Raw genomic sequence first — 23,208 nt, 5'->3', positions numbered from 1 at the left:
AAAGGCAGGAAAAGAATATGAAAGAAAAAGTTTCCATATTGGGTTGTGGCTGGCTGGGAACAGCAGTTGCTAAAAGACTGAGTGTTGCCGGTTACACCGTCAGGGTTTCAGCAGCTACACCTTCACATGTAGAAGAGCTTGAGGATGCCGGCTTTGATGCGTACCGCGTGTTGGTTCATCCGGAATATCTTGAAGCGGATGATCCGGCATTTTTTGATGCCGATGTGCTCATGATCTCCATTCCGCCTAAACGCATCGATACTATTGAAACCGTTTTTCCGTCTCAGGTTTCTCAAATAATTGACAAAGTGAAAGAATACGCCATACAAAAAGTGGTGTTCATTTCCTCTACATCCGTATATGAATCCAAAGGGACCATTGTTAAGGAAGGAGAGGAAGGAGAACCTGAAAAAGCAAGTGGAAGAGCATTGCTGAAATCCGAACTGATGTTGTTGGCTCACACGGAATTTCAATCAACTATACTTCGCTTTGGCGGCTTAATCGGCGGAACCAGAAATCCTGCCCGTTTCCTTTCGCGGAGATCGGAAGTTCCGGCTCATACACCGGTCAACCTGATTCACCAGGACGACTGTGTGAATATAATTCAGCAAATCATCGAAAAGAATGTTTGGAATGAAATCTTCAATGCAAGCAGTCCGGTTCATCCAACACGAAAAGAGTTTTATACCCGTGCTGCTGAGGTAAGTGGTTTATCTGCACCTGGTTTTACAGATAAAGAAGAGCCTTATAAAATTGTGAGTAGCGATAAGCTGATCAAAAGGCTGGGCTACCGGTTTGTTTACGAAAGTCCGGTGGATTACCTTAACGATATTGAACCATGACCGACGGACATCTGATATCCATTGTTGGCGCCGGTCCGGGTGATCCGGAATTACTGACTGTAAAAGCGCATAGGAGACTGAAAGAAGCGGATGTGATATTGTACGACGCCTCTATGGGAAGTGAAATGTTGCAGCTGGCAAAGCCTGACGCCATTAAAAAATTTGTAGGAAAGTCGGCTGCTGACGGCCAGGACCAGAATGTGAGACAGGAGGCCATCCATCGGGAATTTCTGATATGGGCTGCACAGGATAAACGTATTATTCGGTTAAAAGCAGGTGATCCGATGGTTTATGGCCGTGGTGCCGAGGAGATCAGGTTTTGTAAGGAATGCGGACTGAATTACGAGGTCATTCCGGGATTAACGGCAGGAGTGGCTGCTTCGTCCCTTTTTTCGCTCCCTTTAACAGAACGTGGGAAAAATAATCTGATCCTGTTTTATACCGGACAGGATAAAGGTGAAGGATTTCCTGATATTGAAACCACAACAAATGTACTGAAGAACGGATCACCGGTGATAGTGTATATGGGATTAAAAACGCTTCCGTTGCTGTCTCAGCAGCTGGTCGAAAAAGGCGTGGATTCATCCCTGCTGGTTCAGATCCTGAGCCGGATTTCCCAGAAAGATCAGTCTCATCTGTCAACGACACTTGCAGATGTCAGTACGCTGTTAAGCCAGGAAGACCCGCCTACACCTACCCTGGTCATTATCGGAAGAAATACAGGGATGATTTGATTCTTTTCTAATGCCCCTTCAGGGCGAAGGATTTTCAGCTTCGGTATTCACAGGGCGGTGCCCTGTGTTTATGCTTAAGCACCTTCGGTGCAGTTACAACATACATTTTCGTATTTGAATAAAGTCTGAAGGACTTATAGCAATAGCACCGGGCATCGCCCGGTATTGGATATCATCAAAGTTTCATTGCCCTGAAGGGGCAAAAGAATTAATCCCATAAGTATCTCTCATCATATTCAATATTGTATTTCTCAAGAGATGCTCTTAATTCATCCTGAAATGTTTGAGTCTTATGATGTTCTTTTTGATTTAGAATATATTCTGTAACAACCTTTACTCCTGATGGATTGACAGAGAAGATGCCATAGCCATTTTGCCAGTAAAATGATGCATATCTTGGATTAATGATCTTGATCCAAATTGACGATTCTTTTTTTAGCTTTTCAAGTAATATGGCTTGTGTAATCTTTCTTGAGAGAATGCAAAGGATGTGTATATGATCATTATATCCTCCAATTTGAACAGGATTACATTCAAGTCCTTTACAAATTCCACCCAGGTAATCGAAGAGTCTTTTCTGAATTTCTTCATCTATCAATGCTTTTCTGTTTTTGGTACTAAATGTAATATGCACATAGACCTTGGATAATGATTGAGGCATGGTATTTCGTTTAGAGTTAGGAATATAAAGTTATGAATTAAATAAATGCGAAATGATAAATTCTTCTAATGCCCCTTCAGGGCGAAGGATTTTCAGCTTCGGAAACACAGGGCTTCGCCCTGCGTTTATGCTTAAGCACCTTCGGTGCAATTACACCATAACATTTACGTGTTGGAATAAAGTCCGAAGGACTTATAGCATTAGCACCGTGCATTGCCCGGCACCGATATTCAACACGGTTCCATTGCCCTGAAAGTGCACAAAAATGACAAGTATATTTCTATCAGAATGGGATGATAAGAACATGCATAGATACACATTGTGGTGCCCTGCGTTTGTGCTTAAGCACCTTTGGTGCAATTACACCATAACATTTTCGAGCTTGAATAAAGTCCGAAGGACTTATAGCATTAGAACCGGGCATGGCCCGGTATAGAATATCATCAAAGTTCCATTGCCCTGAAAGGGCAAAAGAATGACAAGTATATTTCCATCAGAATGGGATGAAAAGGACGTGCGTTTACGGTTCATTGCCGGAAGCCGTTTTCAAAACCTAAATATTTAGTACCTTTATTCGGATTTTTGAAAACCTCAGTCTTAAGTATTATGGTTCAGTTCCACTCTATCTTTCGAAAACCGAATTTTTGTCTGGTTTTAATCCTTTCATTTATTAGTGTGATGGCCTGCAAGTCAGGTGAAAAGGATGTTGTCAATTCAGAACCAATTGATCGTTACGATCTGGTGACCCGTCATAATGTGGTGATCCATGAAACTGATCCGATGGCAGTTATGTCGGTAGGTAACGGAGATTTTGCGTTCAACGCTGATGTAACCGGTTTTCAGACGTTTGAAGATTATTATTATACTAATGGCATACCGCTGGAAACACGTACGACATGGGCCTGGCACTCCTTCCCTAATACGCAGCATCTGACACTGGAAGATGCCATGACAGCTATCGATTTTCATGGAAGGGAAATTAAATATGCCAGTCTGCAGAAAACGCCTGCCGGTGATTATTTTCGTAAAAATCCTCATCCGGTTGCTATGGGGCAGATAAGCCTGGTGGATCAGGATAACAAAGCATTAGGACCTGACGCTATTGATAAGATTAATCAGAAGCTCGATCTCTGGACCGGTTTGGTGACCAGTCAGTATACCGTTAATGGAGAACCGGTTCAGGTTGAAACCGTCAGCGATCCTGAAAGGAGCCTTGTAGCTTTTAAACTTGCAACAACGCTTCTGAACTCCGGAAAACTGCAACCTGCTTTCCGTTTTCCGTATGCCTACGACCTGACTAAAAAGAACAAACCTGCCCTGGATTGGAGTAAGCCTGATCAGCATGAAACAACCGTTATTTCTGAAACACCGAATGAGGTTATTTTGCAGCGAACCGTTGATACAAGCCGGTATATTGTAAAGATTCACTGGAAAGGGAAGGCAAAATGGATAAGAGATGCTGCTCACCGGTTTCATCTGGACTGTACCGGAATTGACAGTATTGAGCTGGTATGTGAATTTTTACCTGTGAATACGGCCGATGAAATACAATCATTTGATGAGACCAAAAATGCATCGGCTTCCTCATGGAATGATTACTGGATGAATGGAGGAGCCGTTGATTTTTCAGGTAGTACAGATCCAAGGGCAAAAGAGCTGGAGCGGCGTATTATTTTGTCGTTATACCTGATGAAGGTTAATTATTCCGGATCATTTCCACCGCAGGAAACCGGTCTGGCCAACATCAGCTGGTACGGGAAGCATAATTCAGAGGTCTACTGGATTCATGCGGCGCAGTTTTACCAGTGGAACCATACTGATCTTTTAGAGAAAGGACTGCAGTGGTACAGGAAGATACTTCCTGTGGCGATGGCTGATGCCAAAAGCAAAGGCTTTGAAGGAGCACGTTGGCCGAAGATGTCAGGCATAAACGGAAGAGTAAGTCCCGGAGGCATAAATCCGTTTATCATCTGGAATTTTCCAAATCCGGTTTATTTATCGGAGCTCGTTTATCGTGCGCATCCTGATTCCACAATATTGAATAAATACGGTGATATTGTTTTTGAATCCGCAAAATTCCTGGCATCATATGCCTGGTACGATGAGGCTACGGATCGTTACATTTTGGGTCCGCCCATAAAAAGTGTAAATGAAAGCACAATAGAGAATACAACAATGAACCCGACATTTGAGCTGGCCGAATTTTATTACGGACTGAAAGTTGCGCAGGACTGGAGGGAACGGCTTCATTTGAAACGTGTACCGCAGTGGGATGATATTCTGAACAAGCTTGCACGGCCTACGGTTCAGGACGGAAAATATGTGGAACTGGAATCTGATCCTAATATGTATAACAGTCAAAGGCATTATTCGTCTGCCATGCTGATGGCTTTGGGATATTTACCGAAGACAGCGATGATAGATGAAGACACGATGCGGAATACCTTTGAAACCATTTATGAACGAAATGGCCTGAATAGCTTTGTAAGCTGGAGTATGGGAAAAGGTGCGCTCACTGCTGCCCGTCTGGGGGATGCTGAGAAAGCCGTTAATATTGTGTGTAATGATGCTCCTCAGGCCAGGTTTTATAAAACCGGGTATGTGCCGCGTCCCAAAGAAGGCAGGAAAAACCCGGCTTATCTTCCGGTTAATGCATCATTTCTGGAGGCTGTTGGGCTTATGGCAGCCGGATGGGGTGAAGATGATCAGGACATAGCACCCGGATTTCCGAAAGATGGATCGTGGACTGTACGTGTGGAAAACCTGAATAAGTTACCGTAGTGCTGAATAAAAGGTTTTTCGGCATAAAACTGGTTCGCCAGCCATACTTTTTTTAATTTGGCGGAATAAAATGAAAACCCAAAATAATTGTATGATGAAAAAACATTTTATCACAACAGCTTCAGTATTTTTAATGGTATTGTTGTTCACCCATTGTGGAACGAAACAGCCGGAAAAGGAGATTAGTTTAACCAATACATCGGATGTTAATCTGATTGATAAGGCTATCTCTGTAAAGCGATCTGATATTCCGGGCTATTCCAAAGAAAGTGCTTATCCGCTTATTTTATCTGAAAAAGGAGATACGATACCGTCGCAGTTAAATGACCTGGATGGCGATAAAAACTGGGACGAATTATTTTTTGTGGCTGATCTTCCTGCAAAAGGTTCCGGAACATTCACGTTTAAGTGGGTTCAGTCACAACCGCATTATGTCATCAGGACCAGTGCACGGTTTGGAAAACGGACCTCTGCAACGACTCCGGTTCAAGCGGAAACCAGTGATACCCTGTATGCGAAAGATTTACCCAAAAGTCTGGGATATCAGCCTTATCAGACTGACGGGCCATCGTGGGAAAATGATAAAGTCGGTTTTCGCCACTATTTTGACGGAAGAAACGCCAACGACCTGTTTGGAAAGAAAGCTCCTTTTATGTCACCCGAAGATGTCGGAATCAATGCCAAAGGTGAGGTGGAAGACAATTATCATGTCATGGCAGACTGGGGCAGAGATATTCTCTCTGTCGGAAATTCTGTTGGTCTGGGAGGTTTTGCCCTTATGACTGGTGATCAGCTGTTGCGTTTGGGTGTAACCGTAAATGATTCAGTGAATAATGTGGCTATGACCTCATTTGAAATTACGGCTGAAGGTCCGGTAAAATCGGTGATGAATTACCATTACATGAACTGGAACCCTGAAGGTGAAGACAGGGATTACGACGTTAAAGAGACCACCAGCATCTGGCCTGGTATGTATGCCTATCAGAATAAAGTGGAGTTTGATGGTCTTAAGGGTGATGAAACCCTGGTGGTTGGACTGGTAAATATCAACAATCAGAATCCATTGGAGGAGATTCCGGTGAATGATCAGTGGATGGTACTGTTGACGCACGATATGCAGACTTACGACCGTCAGTGGTGGCTTGGACTGGCGCTCATTGTTCCGCGTGATATCTACGAAGGCTACACCGAAGCTCCTGAATCTGGTCAGTTGTCCAATACCTTCCTTGCAAAACTTAAAGTATCTAACCATGAGCCTGTAACATATTATGCAGCAGCCGGATGGGAGATTGCTGATGAACAGTTTAAAGATCATGATTTCTGGGTAAATTATGTGGTGGATCTGACCAGACAACTGTCAGCAAAGGTGGACGTAAGCGTAAAACCTAAAGCAGAATAGCAGATGCTGAGCTTAAAAACAAAATATTTTTTTTTAGTCCTATTACTTACCGTTATTGTTTTTGTAAGCTGTGGGTCAAAAAAAGAGAACAGCGGTGGTCCGGATCAGTTTAAAAAAGGTAAGTTACTGTATGCTGATGATTTCTCGGATGGTTTGAAACAGTGGGTTCCTGAGGTTGAAGATAAACCGGGTTCTTATGTAAAAGTGGAAGAAGGGAAAATGATTGCTGATGTTCAGGGTGGAGCCACCATCTGGTTCAGGGATGAGTTGCAGGGAAATATTTTGATCGAATTTACCAGGACTGTCATCATAAATGGCGGCCCAAACGATCGCTTATCGGATATGAACATGTTCTGGATGGCTACTGATCCAAATAATGATACCCTGTTTACGCGAAATGGTGTGTTTACAAAGTACCATCCCTTGCTGTTATATTATGCCGGTATTGGCGGGAACACAAATTCTACCACGCGGTTCAGAAAATATGATGGTACAGGCAACAGGATTCTTTACACGGATTATTCGGATGAGGCACATTTGCTGAGACCCAACAAAACATATAAGATTCAGATTGTAGTGTATAACGGAACCACCAAACTGTTTCAGGATGGTGAGATGTATTTTTCATTTATGGATGACGATCCCCTGACCAAAGGATATTTTGGTTTCAGGCTGGTAAAGTCGCATCAGACAATGGATGATTTTAAGGTGTACAGGCTTAAAGAATGAATAATTAATAATGAAGAATGAATAGTTGGTTTTTATTGAAAGTGGTTTAGCAGGGGACAGAAGGGTGAGCGAAGGGAGGTATATGTATGTAGTCTCATTTGTCTGAACGACATGAATTTTTAACTATTCATTGTTCACTTTTCATTAAGTAACACGTAACGTGTCACCCGTAACTATAATTAGGATGAAGAAACAAATTTATATAGTATTGGGTATGCTGATTGGTATATCTGCAGTTGTGAGAGCCACATCGTATTATGTGGCTACAGATGGGAGTGATACAAATCCGGGAACGATAGATCTGCCTTTGGCTTCTTTACAGAAGGGACAGGAAAAGGCATCGCCGGGCGATACGGTATTTGTAAGAGGCGGAACATACCAGGTTTCTGCCAATGCGGTGTCCAATGTGGTATCCGGATTGTTTGCCTGTGTAACGTATCTGGACAAGAGTGGCCAATCAGGAAAGCTGATGCATTACTTTAATTATCCGGGAGAACGGCCTGTGTTTGATTTTTCATCTGTGAAACCTGCAGATCAAAGGGTTGTGGCAATTTATGTGCGAGGTGATTATATCCATATCCGTGGTTTTGAAATGACCGGCGTTCAGGTGACTATAACTGATCATACAGAGTCATACTGTATTTATAGTCGGGGAAATTATAATATTTATGAGAATCTGATTATGCACGATAACAAGGGAACCGGAATACGGCATTATGGTGGTGGTCATAATCTGTTTCTAAACTGTGATGCCTACCGGAATCATGATGATGTCTCAGAAAATGGCAAAGGAGGTAATACCGATGGTTTTGGCTGTCATCCCGGTGATGGTGGTACCGGAAATGTATTCCGTGGCTGTCGTGCCTGGTTCAACAGTGATGATGGTTTTGATTGCATTCGCGCCAGAGAGGCCATTACATATGAAAATTGCCAGGCTTTTTATAACGGCTATTCCCCAACATTCCAGAGTCTGGGTGATGGAAATGGGTTTAAGGCAGGTGGCTTTGCTTACGACGTGGCTGTTGATATTCCCAATCCGGTGCCTTCGCATACCGTGCGGTTTTGCCTGGCTGTCAATAATAAAGCTAACGGTTTCTACTCTAATCACCATTTGAACGGTAATACATGGTATAATAATACAGCCTATCGCAATGGCGTAAATTATAATATGGTGAACCGGGAAAGTCCGGAATCTGACAACATCAATGTGAATGGGTATGATCACGTTCTGGTCAATAATTTGGGATATAAAGCCAGGAGCAGTGAAACAGCATATATCGATCTGAGCCAGAATACACTGGTAACGAATTCGTTTAATAACAGTTCAGTCACAGTTTTGGATGCTGATTTTCTGGAACTGAATGAATATTATATTACCCTTCCCAGAAATTTAGACGGGACTATACCGGATAACGACTTTATGCATCTGGCCCCCGGAAGCGATCTGATCGATGCAGGCACGGTAACAGGTAAACCATATTACGGCAAGGCGCCTGATATTGGTGCCTTCGAATATGAACCAGGTGAAGCATATCAGCCTTCAGCAACCGTAGGGTTTACAATCTCTCCAAATCCTGTAAAATCATATATTAATTTAGATACAGATGAGTATAAGGATATTAAAATAATAGATGCCACAGGCAAGGTTTCAGAATCCCAAAGCGGCTTGAATAAGCTGGATGTTTCGGATTTGAATACAGGCATCTATATTTTAAAATTGATCACAAAGAATGGCAATATTCTGACAAGTAAATTTGTTAAGCTGTAACCTCATTTTTAATGAATAAGAAAAAAAAATCACTTCCCGTTCTCCTTTTAATAAGTCTTTTTTTTGTTTTTGGCTTAATTACAAAAGGCGCTGTTTATGAAAAATGTCAACCAACAGAACTATCCGTCAATTTCCTAACCCGGGCCGGGCAGGTATTTTTGAACGGCTATCCGGTCAATACAACTTTACATGATGCTGTTCACCGGAATGAAAATTTCCAGTTTACAGAAATTGCCCAAAAGAAACCGTTTTTTGGCTGGGTTGTAAATTCGGATCAGGAAAATACGTTGCAGACCGCTTATCGTATTCTGCTTGCATCCAATCTGCAAAATCTACAAAATGATAATGGCGATCTGTGGGATTCAGGGAAAACAGAAAGTGACCAGTCTCTGAATATAAGCTATGAAGGGAAGGCTTTGCAAGCTAACGCTGTTTATTTCTGGAAAGTAAAAATCTGGGACAATCATGGAAATGAATCGCCCTTTTCTGCGGTGTCACAGTTTAAAACAGCATCAAACCTGGTGGATTATGAAACCTCCCGTTATCCCTTACAAAAACAGGATGAATTCCCTATTGCAGTAAAGGATCAAACGAACAATGTGACCTTTATTGATTTTGGGAAGGATGCATTTGGAAGGCTCCGGCTCAATCTGGAAAGTCAAACAGGCGAAGATACAATTACGATACGCCTGGGTGAAGTGGCGAAGGATGGCAGTATTGATCGTGATCCGGGAGGAACGCGCCGTTTTTCAACGTATCAACTGGCGTTGAATGCAGGCCGGAATACCTACATCATTGCCATTCGTCCGGATAGGCGAAATACCGGGTCGAGGGCCATTCATATGCCGGCTTATACAGGTGAGGTCACGCCATTCCGTTATTGTGAGATTGAAGGTTATACCGGAAAGATAGAACCGTGTGACGTTATCAGGGAGGCTGTATTTTATCCGTTTAATGAAACAGACTCTTATTTTACCAGTTCTGATACAGTGCTGAACCAGGTGTGGGAGCTGTGCAAATATTCCATGAAAGCAACTTCGTTTACCGGTGTATTTGTAGATGGTGACCGGGAACGGATACCATATGAAGCCGATGCGTTGATCAATCAACTGGGATATTACAGTGTGGTACGGGACTACAGTATCGGACGTTATACCGAAGAGTATCTGATTCATCATGCCACCTGGCCAACGGAATGGATTCTGCAGTCTGTTGTAATGGCGTGGTACGATTATCTGTATACCGGAAACAAGGAATCCCTTGAGCAATTTTATAAGGACCTGCAGGCTAAAACACTTTTACCACTAGCTGACGAGTCGGGATTTATCAGTACCAGAACCGGGAAAGTAACCCCGGAATTGTTAAAGTCAATACATCTCAATGATAATATCCGTGATATTGTGGATTGGCCGCATACGGGTATTCTGGGCCTGGGTAAAAATGAGAAGGGAGAAACCGATGGTTTTGTGTTTACGGATGTAAATACGGTAGTAAATGCCTACCACTATTTTGCATTGAACGCAATGGCAACCATTGCAGGAGAATTGGGTAAAAAAGAAGACCAGGAGTTTTATGCATCACAGGCCGGGAAACTGATGGACGTTTTTAATAAAAAGTTACTGGATAAAACAAGGGGAATTTATGTAGACGGCATCGGAACAGATCATTCTTCGCTCCATTCCAACATGTTCCCTGTAGCTTTTGGTCTGGCACCAAAGAAGAATGTGGATCAGATTTCTGATTTTATCCGCTCAAGGGGAATGGCCTGTAGCGTGTATGGATCACAGTTCTTGATGGAAGCCGTTTACGACAATCATGACAGCTGGTATGGTCTGGACCTGCTAACCTCAACGTCGGAACGCAGCTGGTACAATATGATCCGTGATGGTTCCACCATTTCCATGGAAGCCTGGGGAAACAAATACAAGCCAAATCAGGACTGGAACCATGCATGGGGAGCTGCACCGGCCAATATCATTCCGCGTAAACTCATGGGCATTGAACCACTTGAGCCCGGATTTAAAAGAATACAGATCAAACCACAACCTGCTGATCTTGAGTACGCCAAAATAAAATGCCCAACCATCAGAGGCGCAGTGTATGTGTCGTTTACAAATAAGCCCGGAGAAGCTTTTAAGCTGGATATTTCTGTTCCTGCCAATACGACTTCTGATGTTTACGTTCCGGTTCGGCCCAGTGCCAAACACTTATTCCTGAACGGACAAAAGATCAGGTACAAAAAAGTAAATGGATTTCTTAAGGTAGAAAATGTTGGTTCAGGTGAAAAAGTATTTGAATTGAAATAGGGGCCAACTTTTTGCAAATAAATATGTTATGCTATTATGCATTTGTCACTTTTATAGATCTTTATTTAAAGTACAATGTGATATGAACATAACAAATGAAAAAGACGATACTATTAACCTTCCTGGTTCTGACACAGACCATTGTTGGACAAATCTTAAAACCTGGATTTGATAAGGAAGAATACATTGAAACGCTGAAAATCAATCACAGAACACATTTTGATCTGGAGAAATGGGACAGCATTGCCATTATTACTGAACCTGAAAAATATAGCTTTGAATACCGTTCTCCCCGGGTTGCATTTGATAACCTATGGGATTTGTGGATCAATAAGGAAAAACCTGTGGCTTTGATTTCAATTCGTGGAAGCATACTTACAGAGGCAAGTTTCCTTGCAAATCTCTATGCCGCTATGGTTCCGGCTCAGGGAGAAATACAGCTTGATACCAATTTTTTATTTAGATATAAGCTGGCTGATAATCCCAAAGCTGCGGTGCAGGTTGGATGGTTTATCGCTATGGCATATTTGTCGCGAACCATTGAACCTAAAATTGATTCGTTGTATCAGGCAGGCTATAAAGATTTTATTATCACAGGGCATAGTCAGGGTGGCGGCATAGGTTTTATGCTGACAGCCTATCTGCAACATTTGAAAAAGGACCATAAACTGCCTCAGGATATTTGGTTTAAAACCTATTGCAGTGCTGGACCTAAACCGGGAAACCTGTTTTTTGCCTACGATTATGAAAATATAACAAGGGGCGGATGGGCGTTCAATGTGGTTAATGCAGCGGACTGGGTTCCTGATGTGCCGTTTTCGGTGCAGACAGTCAATGATTTCACAAATGTAAATCCGTTTTCACATGCACGAAAGATGATTAAGAAACAGAAATTTCCCAATAATCTGGTGCTCAAACATGTGTATAATCAATTGAGTAAACCCGGAATCAGAGCTCAGAAAAATTATCAGAAATATCTGGGTAAGATGGTTTCTCGAGCTGTTGAAAAACAAATGTCCAATTACAAAGCTCCAGAGTATTATAAGAGCAATTATTTTGTCAGAACAGGGAATACCATCGTTTTGTATCCGGACGAGGAATATTATAGGCAGTTTGATAACTCACCTGATAATACTAACATCTGGATGCACCACTTTACGGATGCGTATATGTTTTTGATTGAAAGGTATAAATAACGGCGTTATATTAATGCTCAGGATAAGTTCATCTGTTTTTGCGATATTGACTGTGGTGTATAATGGGAGGTTCTGTAACAGTACAATTTCATTATGAATAACTTTGATTTTGTTAACAAACTTGTTAACTTTGTTCGATGATCAGGGAAATACGATTTTATGAGAAATATTTTATAGAATTCTATTTGTCGCTGGATTCAGCAGTGCAGGAAAAAATTGAATATGTTTTTAAAGTGATCAGAACTGTTGACAGGATTCCTCAAAAATTTTTAAAGCATATTGAGAATACGGATGGATTATATGAAATACGGATTAAAGTCGGAAGTGATATTTACAGAGTTTTTAGCTGCTTTGATGAAGGAAAGATTGTGATATTGTTCAATGGATTTCAGAAAAAGAGCCAAAAGATACCCGGGAAGGAGATTAATAAAGCGTTGAAGTTGAAACAAGAATATTTTGATAAAAAGCAAGGGAAATAGTCATGAAACAGATAAGCGAAGCAAAAACATTTGATGAACTTCTTGATATTAAATATGGTAAACCTGGAACAGAGAAGAGAGATGAATTTGAAGTAAAAGCAAAAGCTTTTATTATTGGTGAAATGATTAAGGAAGCAAGAAAAGAGGCTCATATGACTCAGGAGGATTTGGCCTCAAAAACAGGAACAAAGAAGAGCTATATATCCAGACTTGAAAATGGTAAGATCGATGTTCAGATTTCTACATTATTCAAGATTTTTGAAGAAGGATTAGGAAAACATCTTGGATTTACTTTGCTTTAAGACATTTTATGTAGTTTTTATAGTTGAAACAATGCATCTATTTTTTACTTTTTCTAACCTATTTAAGTTTTGATTTTTAAGAATATGAGCAAGCAAATTATAGGAATCATTTTTGTGTTAACCACTTTAGTGAGTTGTCAGACACCTCAGAGTACTGTTATAACAGAGCAAACACCCTGGGGTGAACAGGTGTTTGAAGTCCCTTCATTCAAAAATAAAGTGTACAACATTCAGGATTTTGGCGCGAAAACCGAAACAAAATTTAATAATCAAAAGGCCATTCAGGAAGCAATTGATAAGTGTGCTGAAGCCGGTGGAGGGAAGGTTGTAATTCCTGAAGGAACCTGGAGCACGGCCTATCTTGAATTAAAATCAAATGTGAATCTCCATCTGGATAAAGGTGCTGTGTTGTCCTTTCTGGACAGCATCCCGTTGTACGCTGTTCCTACCTTTACACGCTGGGAAGGCCTGGAATGTATGAATTACCACCCATTGCTTTACACACGCAATCAGGAGAATGTAGCCATTACCGGTGAAGGTATTCTTGAGGGTAACGGCAAGGCATGGTGGGACCTGGCCAAAGGCACTCAGATAAAATCACTGACTAAGTTATACGATCTGGTTGAGGCAGGTGTAGAACCTGAAGAACGTAACTGTCTGGCTTTTGAACCAACATCCTATCTGCGTCCGGCCATGGTTCAGTTTATAGGCTGTAAAAATGTTTTGGTGGAAGGCATCGAGTTGCATTCAGGACCCATGTGGACCACCCATTTTGTGTACTGCGAGAATGTTGTAGCAAAAGATCTGAGGGTCATAACCACAGGAACCAATAATGATGGAATTGTACCGGATGCCACTAATGGCATGCTCATCGATAATTGCTATTTCTCAACAGGAGACGACTGCATTGTAATTAAATCCGGCTTGAATGAAGATGGCTGGCGGGTTGGAAAAGCCAGTGAGAATATTGTCATCAAGAACTGTACAACCAAGCATGGTCATGGTGGTGTGGTAATTGGGAGTGAGATGTCGGGTGGTGTACGTAATGTTTATGCTCACGATTGCGACTTTAGTCAAACACAGCGTGGATTGCGCATCAAGTCTATGAAAGGCCGGGGTGGTGTGATTGAAGACCTGTGGTTTGAAAATATTCGTATGGATAATATTGAGCGGGAAGCCATTAAGATTAACATGCATTACGGCAGCAGTTCTATTAAACCACGTACGGATAGTCTGCCAACATTCCGAAATCTTCATTATAAGGATATCACATCTAAAAATTCACAGTTTGCCATCAGAATACAGGGAATAGATAGCCTTTTTGTGGATGAAGTATATTTTGAAAACCTGACTCTTGAAAGTAAATATGGCATTGTAATAGAAAATGCGGAGAATACAGAATTTAAAAATCTGAAATCCACGACTAAGGATTACTACCCTTTGAGTCTGTCAAATGTGCAAAATCTTACTTTCGATTCAGTTGAATTTGTATCTGCAAGCGAGACCATGATTAATGCAGAAAAACTGATTGAAAATGTAAGGTTTAAAGGAGTAAATGATAAGGACTTTAAAGAACTGTATAAGTCGGATTCAAATCCCGATATCGTTGTAGAGTAAATAAACGTAAAATGAGGAGGATTTTCTCTGTTCCCGGTCTGGTTGTTATTATTTGCTTTCTGTTGCCAGTTCGTCTTGAAGCTCAGGGCATTGTATTTGAGGTAAATGTAAGTAAACAGATTACACTTCCACACATTCCGTCGGCATCTGCTTTAGTGAAATATCGTGGCAGCTACTTTATTGCGGGTGATGATTCCCCATATCTGTTTCAGTTGAACACCAAATATGAGGTAGTGGATTCTATCAAAATATTCAGCACGAAACACCTTGAAAACGGCAGGCTTGCAAAGCATGAAAAGGCCGATTTTGAATGCATGACAGTGGTTCCCTGGGGAAAAGATTCTGACCTGTTGGTTTTTGGTTCAGGTAGTACCGGTGATAAAAGTGAGGTGATGAGCCGAGTCGATTTTGACGGTCAGGATCATAAGGTTACGACTTATGATTTGGCTAAGCTCTACAAACATATTGCACAAAAATCTGATGCGCAGGCCGGCATAAATTTTGAAGGAGCCGGACTTTGGAAGAAGAAGCTGATCCTCCTGAATCGTGCCGACAATACACTGATTATGATGGATCTTGATGATTTCAGAGACTATGTTAAAGACGATAAAAAGGATAAACCGGACATTAAATCCATAAAATTCAACCTTCCTGCCGTTAACGGCGTATCTGCCAGATTTTCTGGTATGTGTCTGTTGCCGGAAGAAGATATTCTTGTTTTTTCTGCATCGGTGGAGAATGATCCGAACTGGATCGACAACCAAAATATTGTAGGCAGTTATATTGGACTGATAGATTTGAATCAGCTTGAAAATAGGACTCCGGTTTGTGAAAGAATAATGCATAACGGCAAACCATTGCAGGATAAAGTGGAATCTGTTTATGTGGTCAGCAGCACCAATTCAGATATAAAACTGCTGGGTGTAACTGACAATGATGATGGCAGTTCTAAACTATTGGAGATAGATTTTCGTAAAAGAACACACTAATCCTGATATAATAAATACCTGGATCTTAATTGAACAACAGGTTCTGATGTTTAAAATATACACACTTTAGATTAGTGCATACAATCTCTTGTTGATCTGATTACATTAACTTTGATAATGGTTTAGTTTATCATATGAGAATGTTGATGTTTAATTACTGCAACAATTAATTTCACCATGAAGAAATCCTTGCTAATCACGTTTGTTGCACTGATCGTTTTTTCGTGCACATCAAATAAAAAAGAAAAAATGCAGACCGGCATTTTTGAACCAACCTGGGAATCATTGAAACAATACGAGGTTCCGGAATGGTTCAGGGATGCTAAATTTGGTATATGGGCACATTGGGGACCTCAATGTCAGCCGGAAGCCGGCGACTGGTACGGGCGTCATATGTATGTTCAGGGGCACTGGCAATACAATTATCACCTGGAACATTACGGTCATCCTTCGGAATTTGGATTTAAGGATGTAATTCATGAATGGAAGGCGGATAAATGGGATCCTGAGAAACTGGTTGCATTGTATAAGCGGGCCGGTGCAAAGTATTTCTTTGCCATGGGGAATCATCACGATAACCTCGATTTATGGGGCAGCAAATACCAGGAATGGAATTCTGTAAATGTTGGTCCGCATAAGGATATTCTTGCCGGATGGGCGAAAGCAGCCAAAGCTAACAATTTGCCATTTGGTGTCAGTATTCATTCAGCACATGCATGGCGTTGGTACGAAACAGCTCAGCAATCAGATAAAACAGGAGATCTGGCAGGCGTGCCTTATGACGGAACACTGACGAAAGAAGATGGAAAAGGTACCTGGTGGGAAGGTCTGGATCCTCAGAATTTATATGCCCAAAATCACCCCTTAAGCAAAAACAGCAAAGATCCCGGATCAATTGGTAGTCAGTGGGCCTGGGAGAATGGAGCTACTCCTCCTTCCGAAGAATACTGTCTTAATTTTTACAACCGGACGGTAGACATGATCAATACCTTTGAGCCCGATCTTATTTATTTTGATGACACCGGCTTGCCCCTATGGCCTGTCAGTAATGTTGGGCTGGAATTAGCGGCTCATTATTACAATAAAAACATGGCTGATCACGATGGAAAACTGGAGGCCGTTCTCTTTGGAAAAATATTGACAGATGACCAGAACGAATGCCTGGTCTGGGATGTGGAACGTGGTGCACCGGATGCCATTCAGGATAAAGCATGGCAAACCTGTACCTGTATTGGTGGATGGCATTATGATCGCAGTTTGTATGAAAGAAGCGGATATAAATCAGCAAAAACTGTCATCCAGATGTTGGTAGATATTGTCAGTAAAAACGGGAATCTTTTGTTGAATATTCCTGTTCGGGGTGATGGTTCAATTGATGAAAAGGAACTTGCAGTTGTTGAGGGTATTACAGAGTGGATGGATACAAACAGTGAATGCATTTACGGAACACGGCCATGGGCCATTTACGGAGAAGGACCCAAAGCTGATAGTGCCAATCCGATCAAAGATCAGGGATTTAATGAAGGTAGAGGAGCCACGTATTCAACTGAAGATATCCGGTTCACAAAAAAAGGAGATGTGTTATATGCTGTTGTTATGAATCAACCGGAAAGCAATCAGATACTTATTAAGTCATTAGCTGTTAATGGCCCGCATTTCAATGATAAAATGAAGCATGTGGAACTGGTAGGCGGTTCGGTTAACTCTTTTCATTTCGATGAGAATGGCCTGAATGTTCAACTGTCCCAAAATGATCGGACAGACATGCCGTGTGTGCTAAAAATATATTGAAGACAGCGTTTCAAAAAATTAAATTCATGAAGAATCCGGACCGCACCCTGCCACATACTAAATTTTTACTGTTTATCCTCCTGTTGACTGCTTACGGTATTCCGCTTCTGGCTGAGGGTGACGGATATGGTGAAAATCCCGGAGGCGCAGGTGGAGATACTATCATCGTAGATAATGCAAACGATTTGAAATCTCTGGCCGGCTCATCCACGCCTTATGTGCTTCTGATTAAGGACACAATTGATGTTGGTTCGGAGGTTAGAGTGAGAAGTTATAAAACAATTTCAGGTCTGGATTCAACCTCAACAATTATTGGTGATATTAATATCAGTAGTGGAACTCACGATGTGGTTATAAAAAACCTTAACATAACCAATCCGGCAAATGATGGCATCACAATACGGGAAGCACGATATGTATATGTAACCAATTGTACGGTTTACGATTGTGCGGATGGGTGCATTGATGTTACGGTTGAGTCTGATTTTGTGACGATTTCATATTGCCGGTTCTATTATGACAAGGTTACCTTTCATAAATTTGTAAATTTAATTGGTGCCGATGACAGCAATATTACCGACCGGGGGAAATTACATGTTACAATGCATCACAACTGGTGGGATACGGGATGTACTTCGCGTATGCCACGGGTGCGTTTTGGGCGGGTACATGTTTACAATAATTATTTAAGTTGTGTCGGAAATAATTATGCTAATCGTTCCGCCCTCGAAGCCCAGATACTATCGGAGTATAATTATTTTGAGGGTGTAAGAGACCCGTTAACGGTTGAAGGTGGTGAGGCGCGAAGCGAAGGCAATATATATGATAGCTGTGAAGGTACTGTTTATGAAGGCGCGGATGATGTTTTTACACCGAGCTATAATTATACCACTGTAAGTGCCGAAGATGCAAAAAGTGAGGTTATTGAAAAAGCCGGAAATGAAAACAGGGATTCTGTTCAGCCCAGTCAAAAGAAAGAAACAATAATAAACTGGAATGACCTTGATCCCATTATCTTCGGTACACCTTTGGATGAAACCCGGCTTAATGCAAGTGCCAATGGAAATACAGGTTCACCCGTATACAGTCATCCCATTGGATCGCAATTGCCGGAAGGATTTAATACCATTACAGTAACTTTCCCTGAAGATGATAACTATAAGGCTGCCAGTAAAACAGTGAATATCAAGGTAAATTATGAATATTTTGCACTACGCATTAACATCACTGATGGTGTTGATCCCGGATTAATAACCATTTTCCCTGAGGGAAATCTTGTAGAAGGAGAACGTTTATATCCCAAAGGGACAGTGGTGACTTTAACGGCATCTTCCAATCCTGTTTCATATTTTGACCACTGGAACGACAATCATAGTGATACGACTATTACAGTTACGATGGATCAGGATATCATCGTTAATGCCTGGTTTAATCAGGCTAACTATATTGTGGGATGGGATTTTTACAAGGATGGAGAATATGTGCGTAATGCGGACTTTTATGAGTCAGAGGAAAATCAGAATGCATCATTTGTTCTTTTACAGAATGATGGGTCAATATTTAGTTGGAAGTTATTTACAGAAGACTATCTATGGTTAGGTCGGAATGCAGCGATGATCCGTAAAGGCAAATCATCTGCAGGGCAGTATTATTTCAGAATAAAGTTTGATGCCAGTCATTACAAAAATATAAGGATTGCAGCTGGAATGTCAGGATACTCGGCTTATTATTTTACTCAGAATGTGGAGTATTCAACAGACGGTATAACCTATTATAAAATCGGTGAATTTAATCTTGAAGAAGATTCAGTGTGGTATGACAAGGAATTCTATCTGCCGGATGATGCCAATCGCAGGGATTCGGTATTTGTCCGGTTCATTGCGGATAAAGGTTCAGAACTGATCACAAACGGATCAATACTGGGCGCATCCATCAGTAGCATTTATGTATATGCGGATAATGTGACGAATGATCAGCTTCAGACATTTGTGCCGAGCCGGAAGATTGATAAGGTTATTTATTATTCAATTGACGGAAAAGCAAACCCGGATCCTGTACAGGGAATAAATATTGTAGCTACCTTTTATAAAGATGGAAGTATTGCTACCCGTAAGATTTTTATTAAAGATCCGCTTGCTTTCCCCGAGAATAATCTTTTACTATCTCGTTAACACCCTTTAAAACGTAGTGTGGGCGATAGGCAAATTCCTTGATGGTTTCTGTCGTTGATATCCCGGAAAGTACAAGACATGTATCGATTTCTGCTTCAATCCCGGCTACAATATCAGTGTCCATCCGGTCGCCTATAATAATGGTGTCTTCACGTTGGATGCCAAGTTTTTTCAGGGCGATGCGCATCATTAGCGGATTAGGCTTACCTACAAAATAGGCTTGTTTGCCTGTAGCCAGTTCAATGGGAGAAATCAGTGCTTTTGTGGCAGGAGCGATGCCGTTTTCAATCGGACCGGTCAGATCGGGATTGGTTCCAACCAGTTTGGCCCCTTTGTTAACCAGGTTGACTGCTTTTTCGATGACCTCGTAACTGTAGGACCGTGCTTCCCCCATCACCACGTAATCCGGATCGATGTTGTTGCTGGAATAGCCGGCGTTGTAAAGTGCATTGATCAATCCGGCTTCGCCAATGATATAGGCGCTGCCATTTGGCTTTTGATTCTGCAGAAAAGTAGCTGTGGCCAGGGCGCTGGTGTAAAAATGTTCGGGCCCCACATCGAGTCCCATTCGCGACAGCTTCCCCTGTAATTCTTTAATGGTACGTTCGCTAGAATTTGTGAGGAATACAAATTTCTTATTCTCCTCCTTAAGCCAGCCAACAAATTCTTTTACCCCGTCCAGAATTTTGTTACCATGATATATCACACCATCCATGTCACAGATAAATCCGGATTTGTTGCGGATATTTTCAACCATTGCTTTTTTTGTCATCAATACACTGTTTTTTATGCTTTCGAAGCACTTTTTTTCAGGCGTTAAATTACAACCTTTCTTTATGTTATCACTTATTTCTGTCCGTTTTTTAATTCTGTATTATCAGAATTAGATTAAATGAAATGTTTTTTACGCAGGATTGGTTTATTTTGTAATAGTAGAAGCTGGAATTTGCATCTATCCGGAGGCTGGTCAATGCATTTAAAAAAATATTAGTTTAATTTGTAATATTGCAATTTCCCGGAGAATAAACACATTAAGCATGAAAACCTTAAAAAGTATAATAGTTATTATTTGCCTGATCCCGGCATTTTTGACAGCACAGGTCAAAGAACAACTGGAACTTTTCCCGTTAAACTCAGTGCGTCTGCTTGAAAGTCCTTTTAAGCATGCAGAAATGAAGGATTTGGAATATATTCTGGCGCTTGATCCTGATCGCCTGCTTGCGCCTTATCTTAAGGAAGCCGGTCTGGAACCTAAGGCAGAAAACTACCCAAACTGGGAGAATACAGGATTGGATGGACATATTGGAGGCCATTATCTTTCCGCACTTGCAATGATGTATGCTGCCACTGGCGATCAACGTATGAAAGAACGAATGGATTATATGCTCAGTGAACTGAAACGCTGTCAGGATAACCATGACGATGGCTACTTGGGTGGTGTTCCGGGAGGACGCGCCATGTGGAAGGAAATTGCTAAAGGACATATTGATGCAGGAGCTTTCAGCCTGAATAAAAAGTGGGTGCCCTTGTATAATATTCATAAAATTTATGCGGGATTACGCGATGCATATCTCTTTGGCGGGAGTGATGAAGCTAAGGAGATGTTGATAAAACTGACAGACTGGGCCATCAAACTGGTATCAAACTTGTCTGAAGATCAGATACAGGATATGCTGCGAAGTGAGCATGGCGGACTGAATGAAGTATTCGCAGATGTGGCTTTTATTACGGGAAATGATAAATATCTGACTCTTGCCAAACAGTTTTCCCATCATTATGTGCTTAATCCCTTGCTTCAGCACGAAGACAAACTGACCGGAATGCATGCCAATACGCAGATCCCAAAAGTGATAGGGTTTAAACGCATTGCGGAATACGATGGCGATACAACATGGGCCGATGCTGCCCGTTTTTTCTGGGAAACCGTCGTGGATAACCGGACTGTCACTATCGGTGGAAACAGCGTTCGGGAACATTTTAATCCGGTGGATGATTTTTCAGGCATGATCAACAGCGAACAGGGGCCTGAAACCTGTAATACTTATAACATGCTCAAGTTGACCAAAATGTTGTTTCTATCCGATCCGGACGTTAAATACATGGATTATTATGAACGGGCACTGTATAACCATATCCTGTCAACGGAGGAACCGGATAGAGGTGGTTTCGTATATTTTACACCCATGCGCCCAGGGCACTACAGGGTATATTCTCAGCCCGAAACCAGCTTCTGGTGTTGTGTTGGTTCAGGCCTCGAAAACCATACCAAATACGGGGAGTTGATCTATGCTCATGACGATAATGACCTGTATGTAAACCTGTTTATCCCATCAACACTTGACTGGAAGAAGAAAGACATTAAAGTTGCCCAGAACACAGCGTTTCCTGATAAGGAAAAGACAGAATTAACGCTTGATCTAAAAAAGAAATCTAAATTTGGAATTCATATCCGGTATCCCGAATGGATTACAAAAGGGGGAATGACCGTTTCCGTGAATGGGGAACCGGTTGAAATTCCGGATCAACCGGGAGAATATGTAACCGTATACAGGAAATGGAAGGATGGTGATAAGATAAGTGTATCCCTTCCGATGCATACCACTGTGGAACAGATTCCTGATGGCGAACATTATTTTGCCATTCTTCACGGGCCGGTAGTGTTAGCGGCTAAAACAACAACAGAGAATATGCCGGGACTCTATGCCGATGCCAGCCGCGGAGGACATATTGCATCAGGAGAAAAAATTCCGTTGCAGGAAATGCCGATTATTGTAAGCGAACCGGATCAGATTGCCGCAAAAGTCAAACCGGTGAAGGGCGAAGCACTAACATTTACCCTCGACGATCTCTATTCAGGAGATTACAACAACCTGACGTTAATGCCGTTTTACAGGCTGCACGATTCACGCTATATTATCTACTGGCAAAGTGAAACGGAAGATGCTGTAAAGGAAATTAAAGCTGAGATCGCCGCTAAAGAAGCAGCCGAACAGGAACTGGAACGCAGCACTGTTGATCTGATCTATCCAGGAGAACAGCAGCCGGAATCGGATCATTTTATAAAATTTGAGCGATCCAATGCCGGAGTCAATGCCGGCAAACACTGGCGTGATGCACAGGGATGGTTCAGTTATGAATTAAGAAATCCTGATAAGGTACCTGTAAAACTACGCGTGATGTATTTCAGTGGCGACAGGGGCCGGAATTTCAATATCCTGGCCAACGGCAAGGTGATTGCAGAAGTTAATTTAAGGGGCAGGAGAGGAAATGACTTTTATACTGTAGACTATGATATTCCTGAAGATATAGCGATAAACACTTCGGGTACTTTTATTGTTAAGTTTGAAGCAAACCAAGGTTCGGTGGCCGGAGGAGTTTACGAAGTCCGATTGCTGAAAAAATAGATAACTTTTTTGATCCTGATTTGTTTTTGTATACGGGCA

General features: G+C 41.7%; 17 protein-coding genes. 15 read left to right on the top strand and 2 right to left on the bottom strand.

Annotated elements, in window-relative coordinates:
* Window positions 1-17 precede the first annotated feature (17 nt).
* Both ACE01N_RS00235 and cobA read left to right on the top strand, forming a co-directional pair.
* The gene (locus ACE01N_RS00235; protein ID WP_380583627.1) at window positions 18-842 is read left to right on the top strand and encodes an SDR family oxidoreductase; all 825 of its coding nucleotides are present in this window, start codon (window positions 18-20) and stop codon (window positions 840-842) included.
* Window positions 839-1,576 carry a uroporphyrinogen-III C-methyltransferase gene (gene cobA, locus ACE01N_RS00230; protein WP_380583625.1) on the top strand — a complete coding sequence of 246 codons (738 nt, stop codon included), beginning with the start codon at window positions 839-841 and terminating at the stop codon, window positions 1,574-1,576. The genes ACE01N_RS00235 and cobA overlap by 4 nt, the downstream gene beginning before the upstream one ends.
* Window positions 1,577-1,784: 208 nt before the next feature.
* On the opposite strand, the gene ACE01N_RS00225 is transcribed toward cobA, so the two are convergent.
* Window positions 1,785-2,237, bottom strand: a complete 453-nt coding sequence (locus tag ACE01N_RS00225) for a transposase (RefSeq protein WP_380583623.1) — start codon at window positions 2,235-2,237, stop codon at window positions 1,785-1,787.
* 582 nt (window positions 2,238-2,819) lie between these two features.
* Here ACE01N_RS00225 and ACE01N_RS00220 point away from each other — a divergent pair.
* From ACE01N_RS00220 to ACE01N_RS00165, 12 genes are all read left to right on the top strand, one after another.
* Window positions 2,820-5,018, top strand: a complete 2,199-nt coding sequence (locus tag ACE01N_RS00220; RefSeq protein WP_380583621.1) for a hypothetical protein — start codon at window positions 2,820-2,822, stop codon at window positions 5,016-5,018.
* Window positions 5,019-5,109: 91 nt separating this feature from the next.
* On the top strand, window positions 5,110-6,417 hold the full coding sequence (locus ACE01N_RS00215; protein WP_380583619.1) for a DUF4861 domain-containing protein: 1,308 nt from the start codon (window positions 5,110-5,112) through the stop codon (window positions 6,415-6,417).
* 3 nt (window positions 6,418-6,420) lie between these two features.
* Window positions 6,421-7,146, top strand: a complete 726-nt coding sequence (locus tag ACE01N_RS00210; RefSeq protein WP_380583617.1) for a DUF6250 domain-containing protein — start codon at window positions 6,421-6,423, stop codon at window positions 7,144-7,146.
* A gap of 184 nt (window positions 7,147-7,330) precedes the next feature.
* Window positions 7,331-8,914 carry a T9SS type A sorting domain-containing protein gene (locus tag ACE01N_RS00205; protein ID WP_380583615.1) on the top strand — a complete coding sequence of 528 codons (1,584 nt, stop codon included), beginning with the start codon at window positions 7,331-7,333 and terminating at the stop codon, window positions 8,912-8,914.
* Window positions 8,915-8,925: 11 nt separating this feature from the next.
* Window positions 8,926-11,220, top strand: coding sequence for a family 78 glycoside hydrolase catalytic domain (locus tag ACE01N_RS00200; protein ID WP_380583613.1), 2,295 nt, complete (start codon window positions 8,926-8,928; stop codon window positions 11,218-11,220).
* A 95-nt stretch (window positions 11,221-11,315) separates the two neighbouring features.
* Entirely contained in the window at window positions 11,316-12,416 is a 1,101-nt protein-coding gene (locus ACE01N_RS00195; protein ID WP_380583612.1) for a lipase family protein, read from the top strand.
* A gap of 137 nt (window positions 12,417-12,553) precedes the next feature.
* Entirely contained in the window at window positions 12,554-12,895 is a 342-nt protein-coding gene (locus ACE01N_RS00190; RefSeq protein WP_380583610.1) for a type II toxin-antitoxin system RelE/ParE family toxin, read from the top strand.
* A gap of 2 nt (window positions 12,896-12,897) precedes the next feature.
* Entirely contained in the window at window positions 12,898-13,197 is a 300-nt protein-coding gene (locus tag ACE01N_RS00185) for a helix-turn-helix domain-containing protein (protein ID WP_380583608.1), read from the top strand.
* 84 nt (window positions 13,198-13,281) lie between these two features.
* A complete protein-coding gene (locus ACE01N_RS00180) occupies window positions 13,282-14,814 on the top strand; it encodes a glycoside hydrolase family 28 protein (protein ID WP_380583606.1) in 1,533 nt (510 codons plus the stop codon).
* Window positions 14,815-14,825: 11 nt separating this feature from the next.
* Complete coding sequence (locus ACE01N_RS00175; RefSeq protein WP_380583604.1) at window positions 14,826-15,803, top strand: DUF6929 family protein; 978 nt, start codon at window positions 14,826-14,828, stop codon at window positions 15,801-15,803.
* 177 nt (window positions 15,804-15,980) lie between these two features.
* Entirely contained in the window at window positions 15,981-17,594 is a 1,614-nt protein-coding gene (locus ACE01N_RS00170; protein ID WP_380583602.1) for an alpha-L-fucosidase, read from the top strand.
* 26 nt (window positions 17,595-17,620) lie between these two features.
* Window positions 17,621-19,765 carry a pectate lyase family protein gene (locus tag ACE01N_RS00165; RefSeq protein ID WP_380583600.1) on the top strand — a complete coding sequence of 715 codons (2,145 nt, stop codon included), beginning with the start codon at window positions 17,621-17,623 and terminating at the stop codon, window positions 19,763-19,765.
* Here ACE01N_RS00165 and ACE01N_RS00160 read toward each other — a convergent pair.
* Complete coding sequence (locus ACE01N_RS00160; RefSeq protein ID WP_380583598.1) at window positions 19,716-20,537, bottom strand: HAD-IIA family hydrolase; 822 nt, start codon at window positions 20,535-20,537, stop codon at window positions 19,716-19,718. The genes ACE01N_RS00165 and ACE01N_RS00160 overlap by 50 nt on opposite strands.
* Window positions 20,538-20,802: 265 nt before the next feature.
* On the opposite strand from ACE01N_RS00160, the gene ACE01N_RS00155 reads away from it, so the two are divergent.
* Window positions 20,803-23,169 carry a beta-L-arabinofuranosidase domain-containing protein gene (locus ACE01N_RS00155; protein WP_380583596.1) on the top strand — a complete coding sequence of 789 codons (2,367 nt, stop codon included), beginning with the start codon at window positions 20,803-20,805 and terminating at the stop codon, window positions 23,167-23,169.
* Window positions 23,170-23,208 lie beyond the last annotated feature (39 nt).

It is taken from the genome of Quyinboa ferrireducens (assembly GCF_042436675.1).
In the GTDB taxonomy this organism is placed as follows: domain Bacteria; phylum Bacteroidota; class Bacteroidia; order Bacteroidales; family UBA5342; genus JBHJHP01.
Note: the sequence above shows the minus strand (reverse complement) of the source record. Positions and strands in the feature narration are given on the sequence as shown.

Bases quoted from the DNA above. Each gene is read 5' to 3' on its own strand.
- cobA (WP_380583625.1), top strand. From the start codon at position 839: ATGACCGACGGACATCTGATATCCATTGTTGGCGCCGGTCCGGGTGAT.
- ACE01N_RS00190 (WP_380583610.1), top strand. From the start codon at position 12,554: ATGATCAGGGAAATACGATTTTATGAGAAATATTTTATAGAATTCTAT.
- ACE01N_RS00155 (WP_380583596.1), top strand. From the start codon at position 20,803: ATGAAAACCTTAAAAAGTATAATAGTTATTATTTGCCTGATCCCGGCA.
- ACE01N_RS00195 (WP_380583612.1), top strand. From the start codon at position 11,316: ATGAAAAAGACGATACTATTAACCTTCCTGGTTCTGACACAGACCATT.
- ACE01N_RS00225 (WP_380583623.1), bottom strand. From the start codon at position 2,237: ATGCCTCAATCATTATCCAAGGTCTATGTGCATATTACATTTAGTACC.
- ACE01N_RS00175 (WP_380583604.1), top strand. From the start codon at position 14,826: ATGAGGAGGATTTTCTCTGTTCCCGGTCTGGTTGTTATTATTTGCTTT.
- ACE01N_RS00185 (WP_380583608.1), top strand. From the start codon at position 12,898: ATGAAACAGATAAGCGAAGCAAAAACATTTGATGAACTTCTTGATATT.
- ACE01N_RS00215 (WP_380583619.1), top strand. From the start codon at position 5,110: ATGATGAAAAAACATTTTATCACAACAGCTTCAGTATTTTTAATGGTA.
- ACE01N_RS00170 (WP_380583602.1), top strand. From the start codon at position 15,981: ATGAAGAAATCCTTGCTAATCACGTTTGTTGCACTGATCGTTTTTTCG.
- ACE01N_RS00180 (WP_380583606.1), top strand. From the start codon at position 13,282: ATGAGCAAGCAAATTATAGGAATCATTTTTGTGTTAACCACTTTAGTG.
- ACE01N_RS00165 (WP_380583600.1), top strand. From the start codon at position 17,621: ATGAAGAATCCGGACCGCACCCTGCCACATACTAAATTTTTACTGTTT.
- ACE01N_RS00200 (WP_380583613.1), top strand. From the start codon at position 8,926: ATGAATAAGAAAAAAAAATCACTTCCCGTTCTCCTTTTAATAAGTCTT.
- ACE01N_RS00235 (WP_380583627.1), top strand. From the start codon at position 18: ATGAAAGAAAAAGTTTCCATATTGGGTTGTGGCTGGCTGGGAACAGCA.
- ACE01N_RS00205 (WP_380583615.1), top strand. From the start codon at position 7,331: ATGAAGAAACAAATTTATATAGTATTGGGTATGCTGATTGGTATATCT.
- ACE01N_RS00210 (WP_380583617.1), top strand. From the start codon at position 6,421: ATGCTGAGCTTAAAAACAAAATATTTTTTTTTAGTCCTATTACTTACC.
- ACE01N_RS00160 (WP_380583598.1), bottom strand. From the start codon at position 20,537: ATGACAAAAAAAGCAATGGTTGAAAATATCCGCAACAAATCCGGATTT.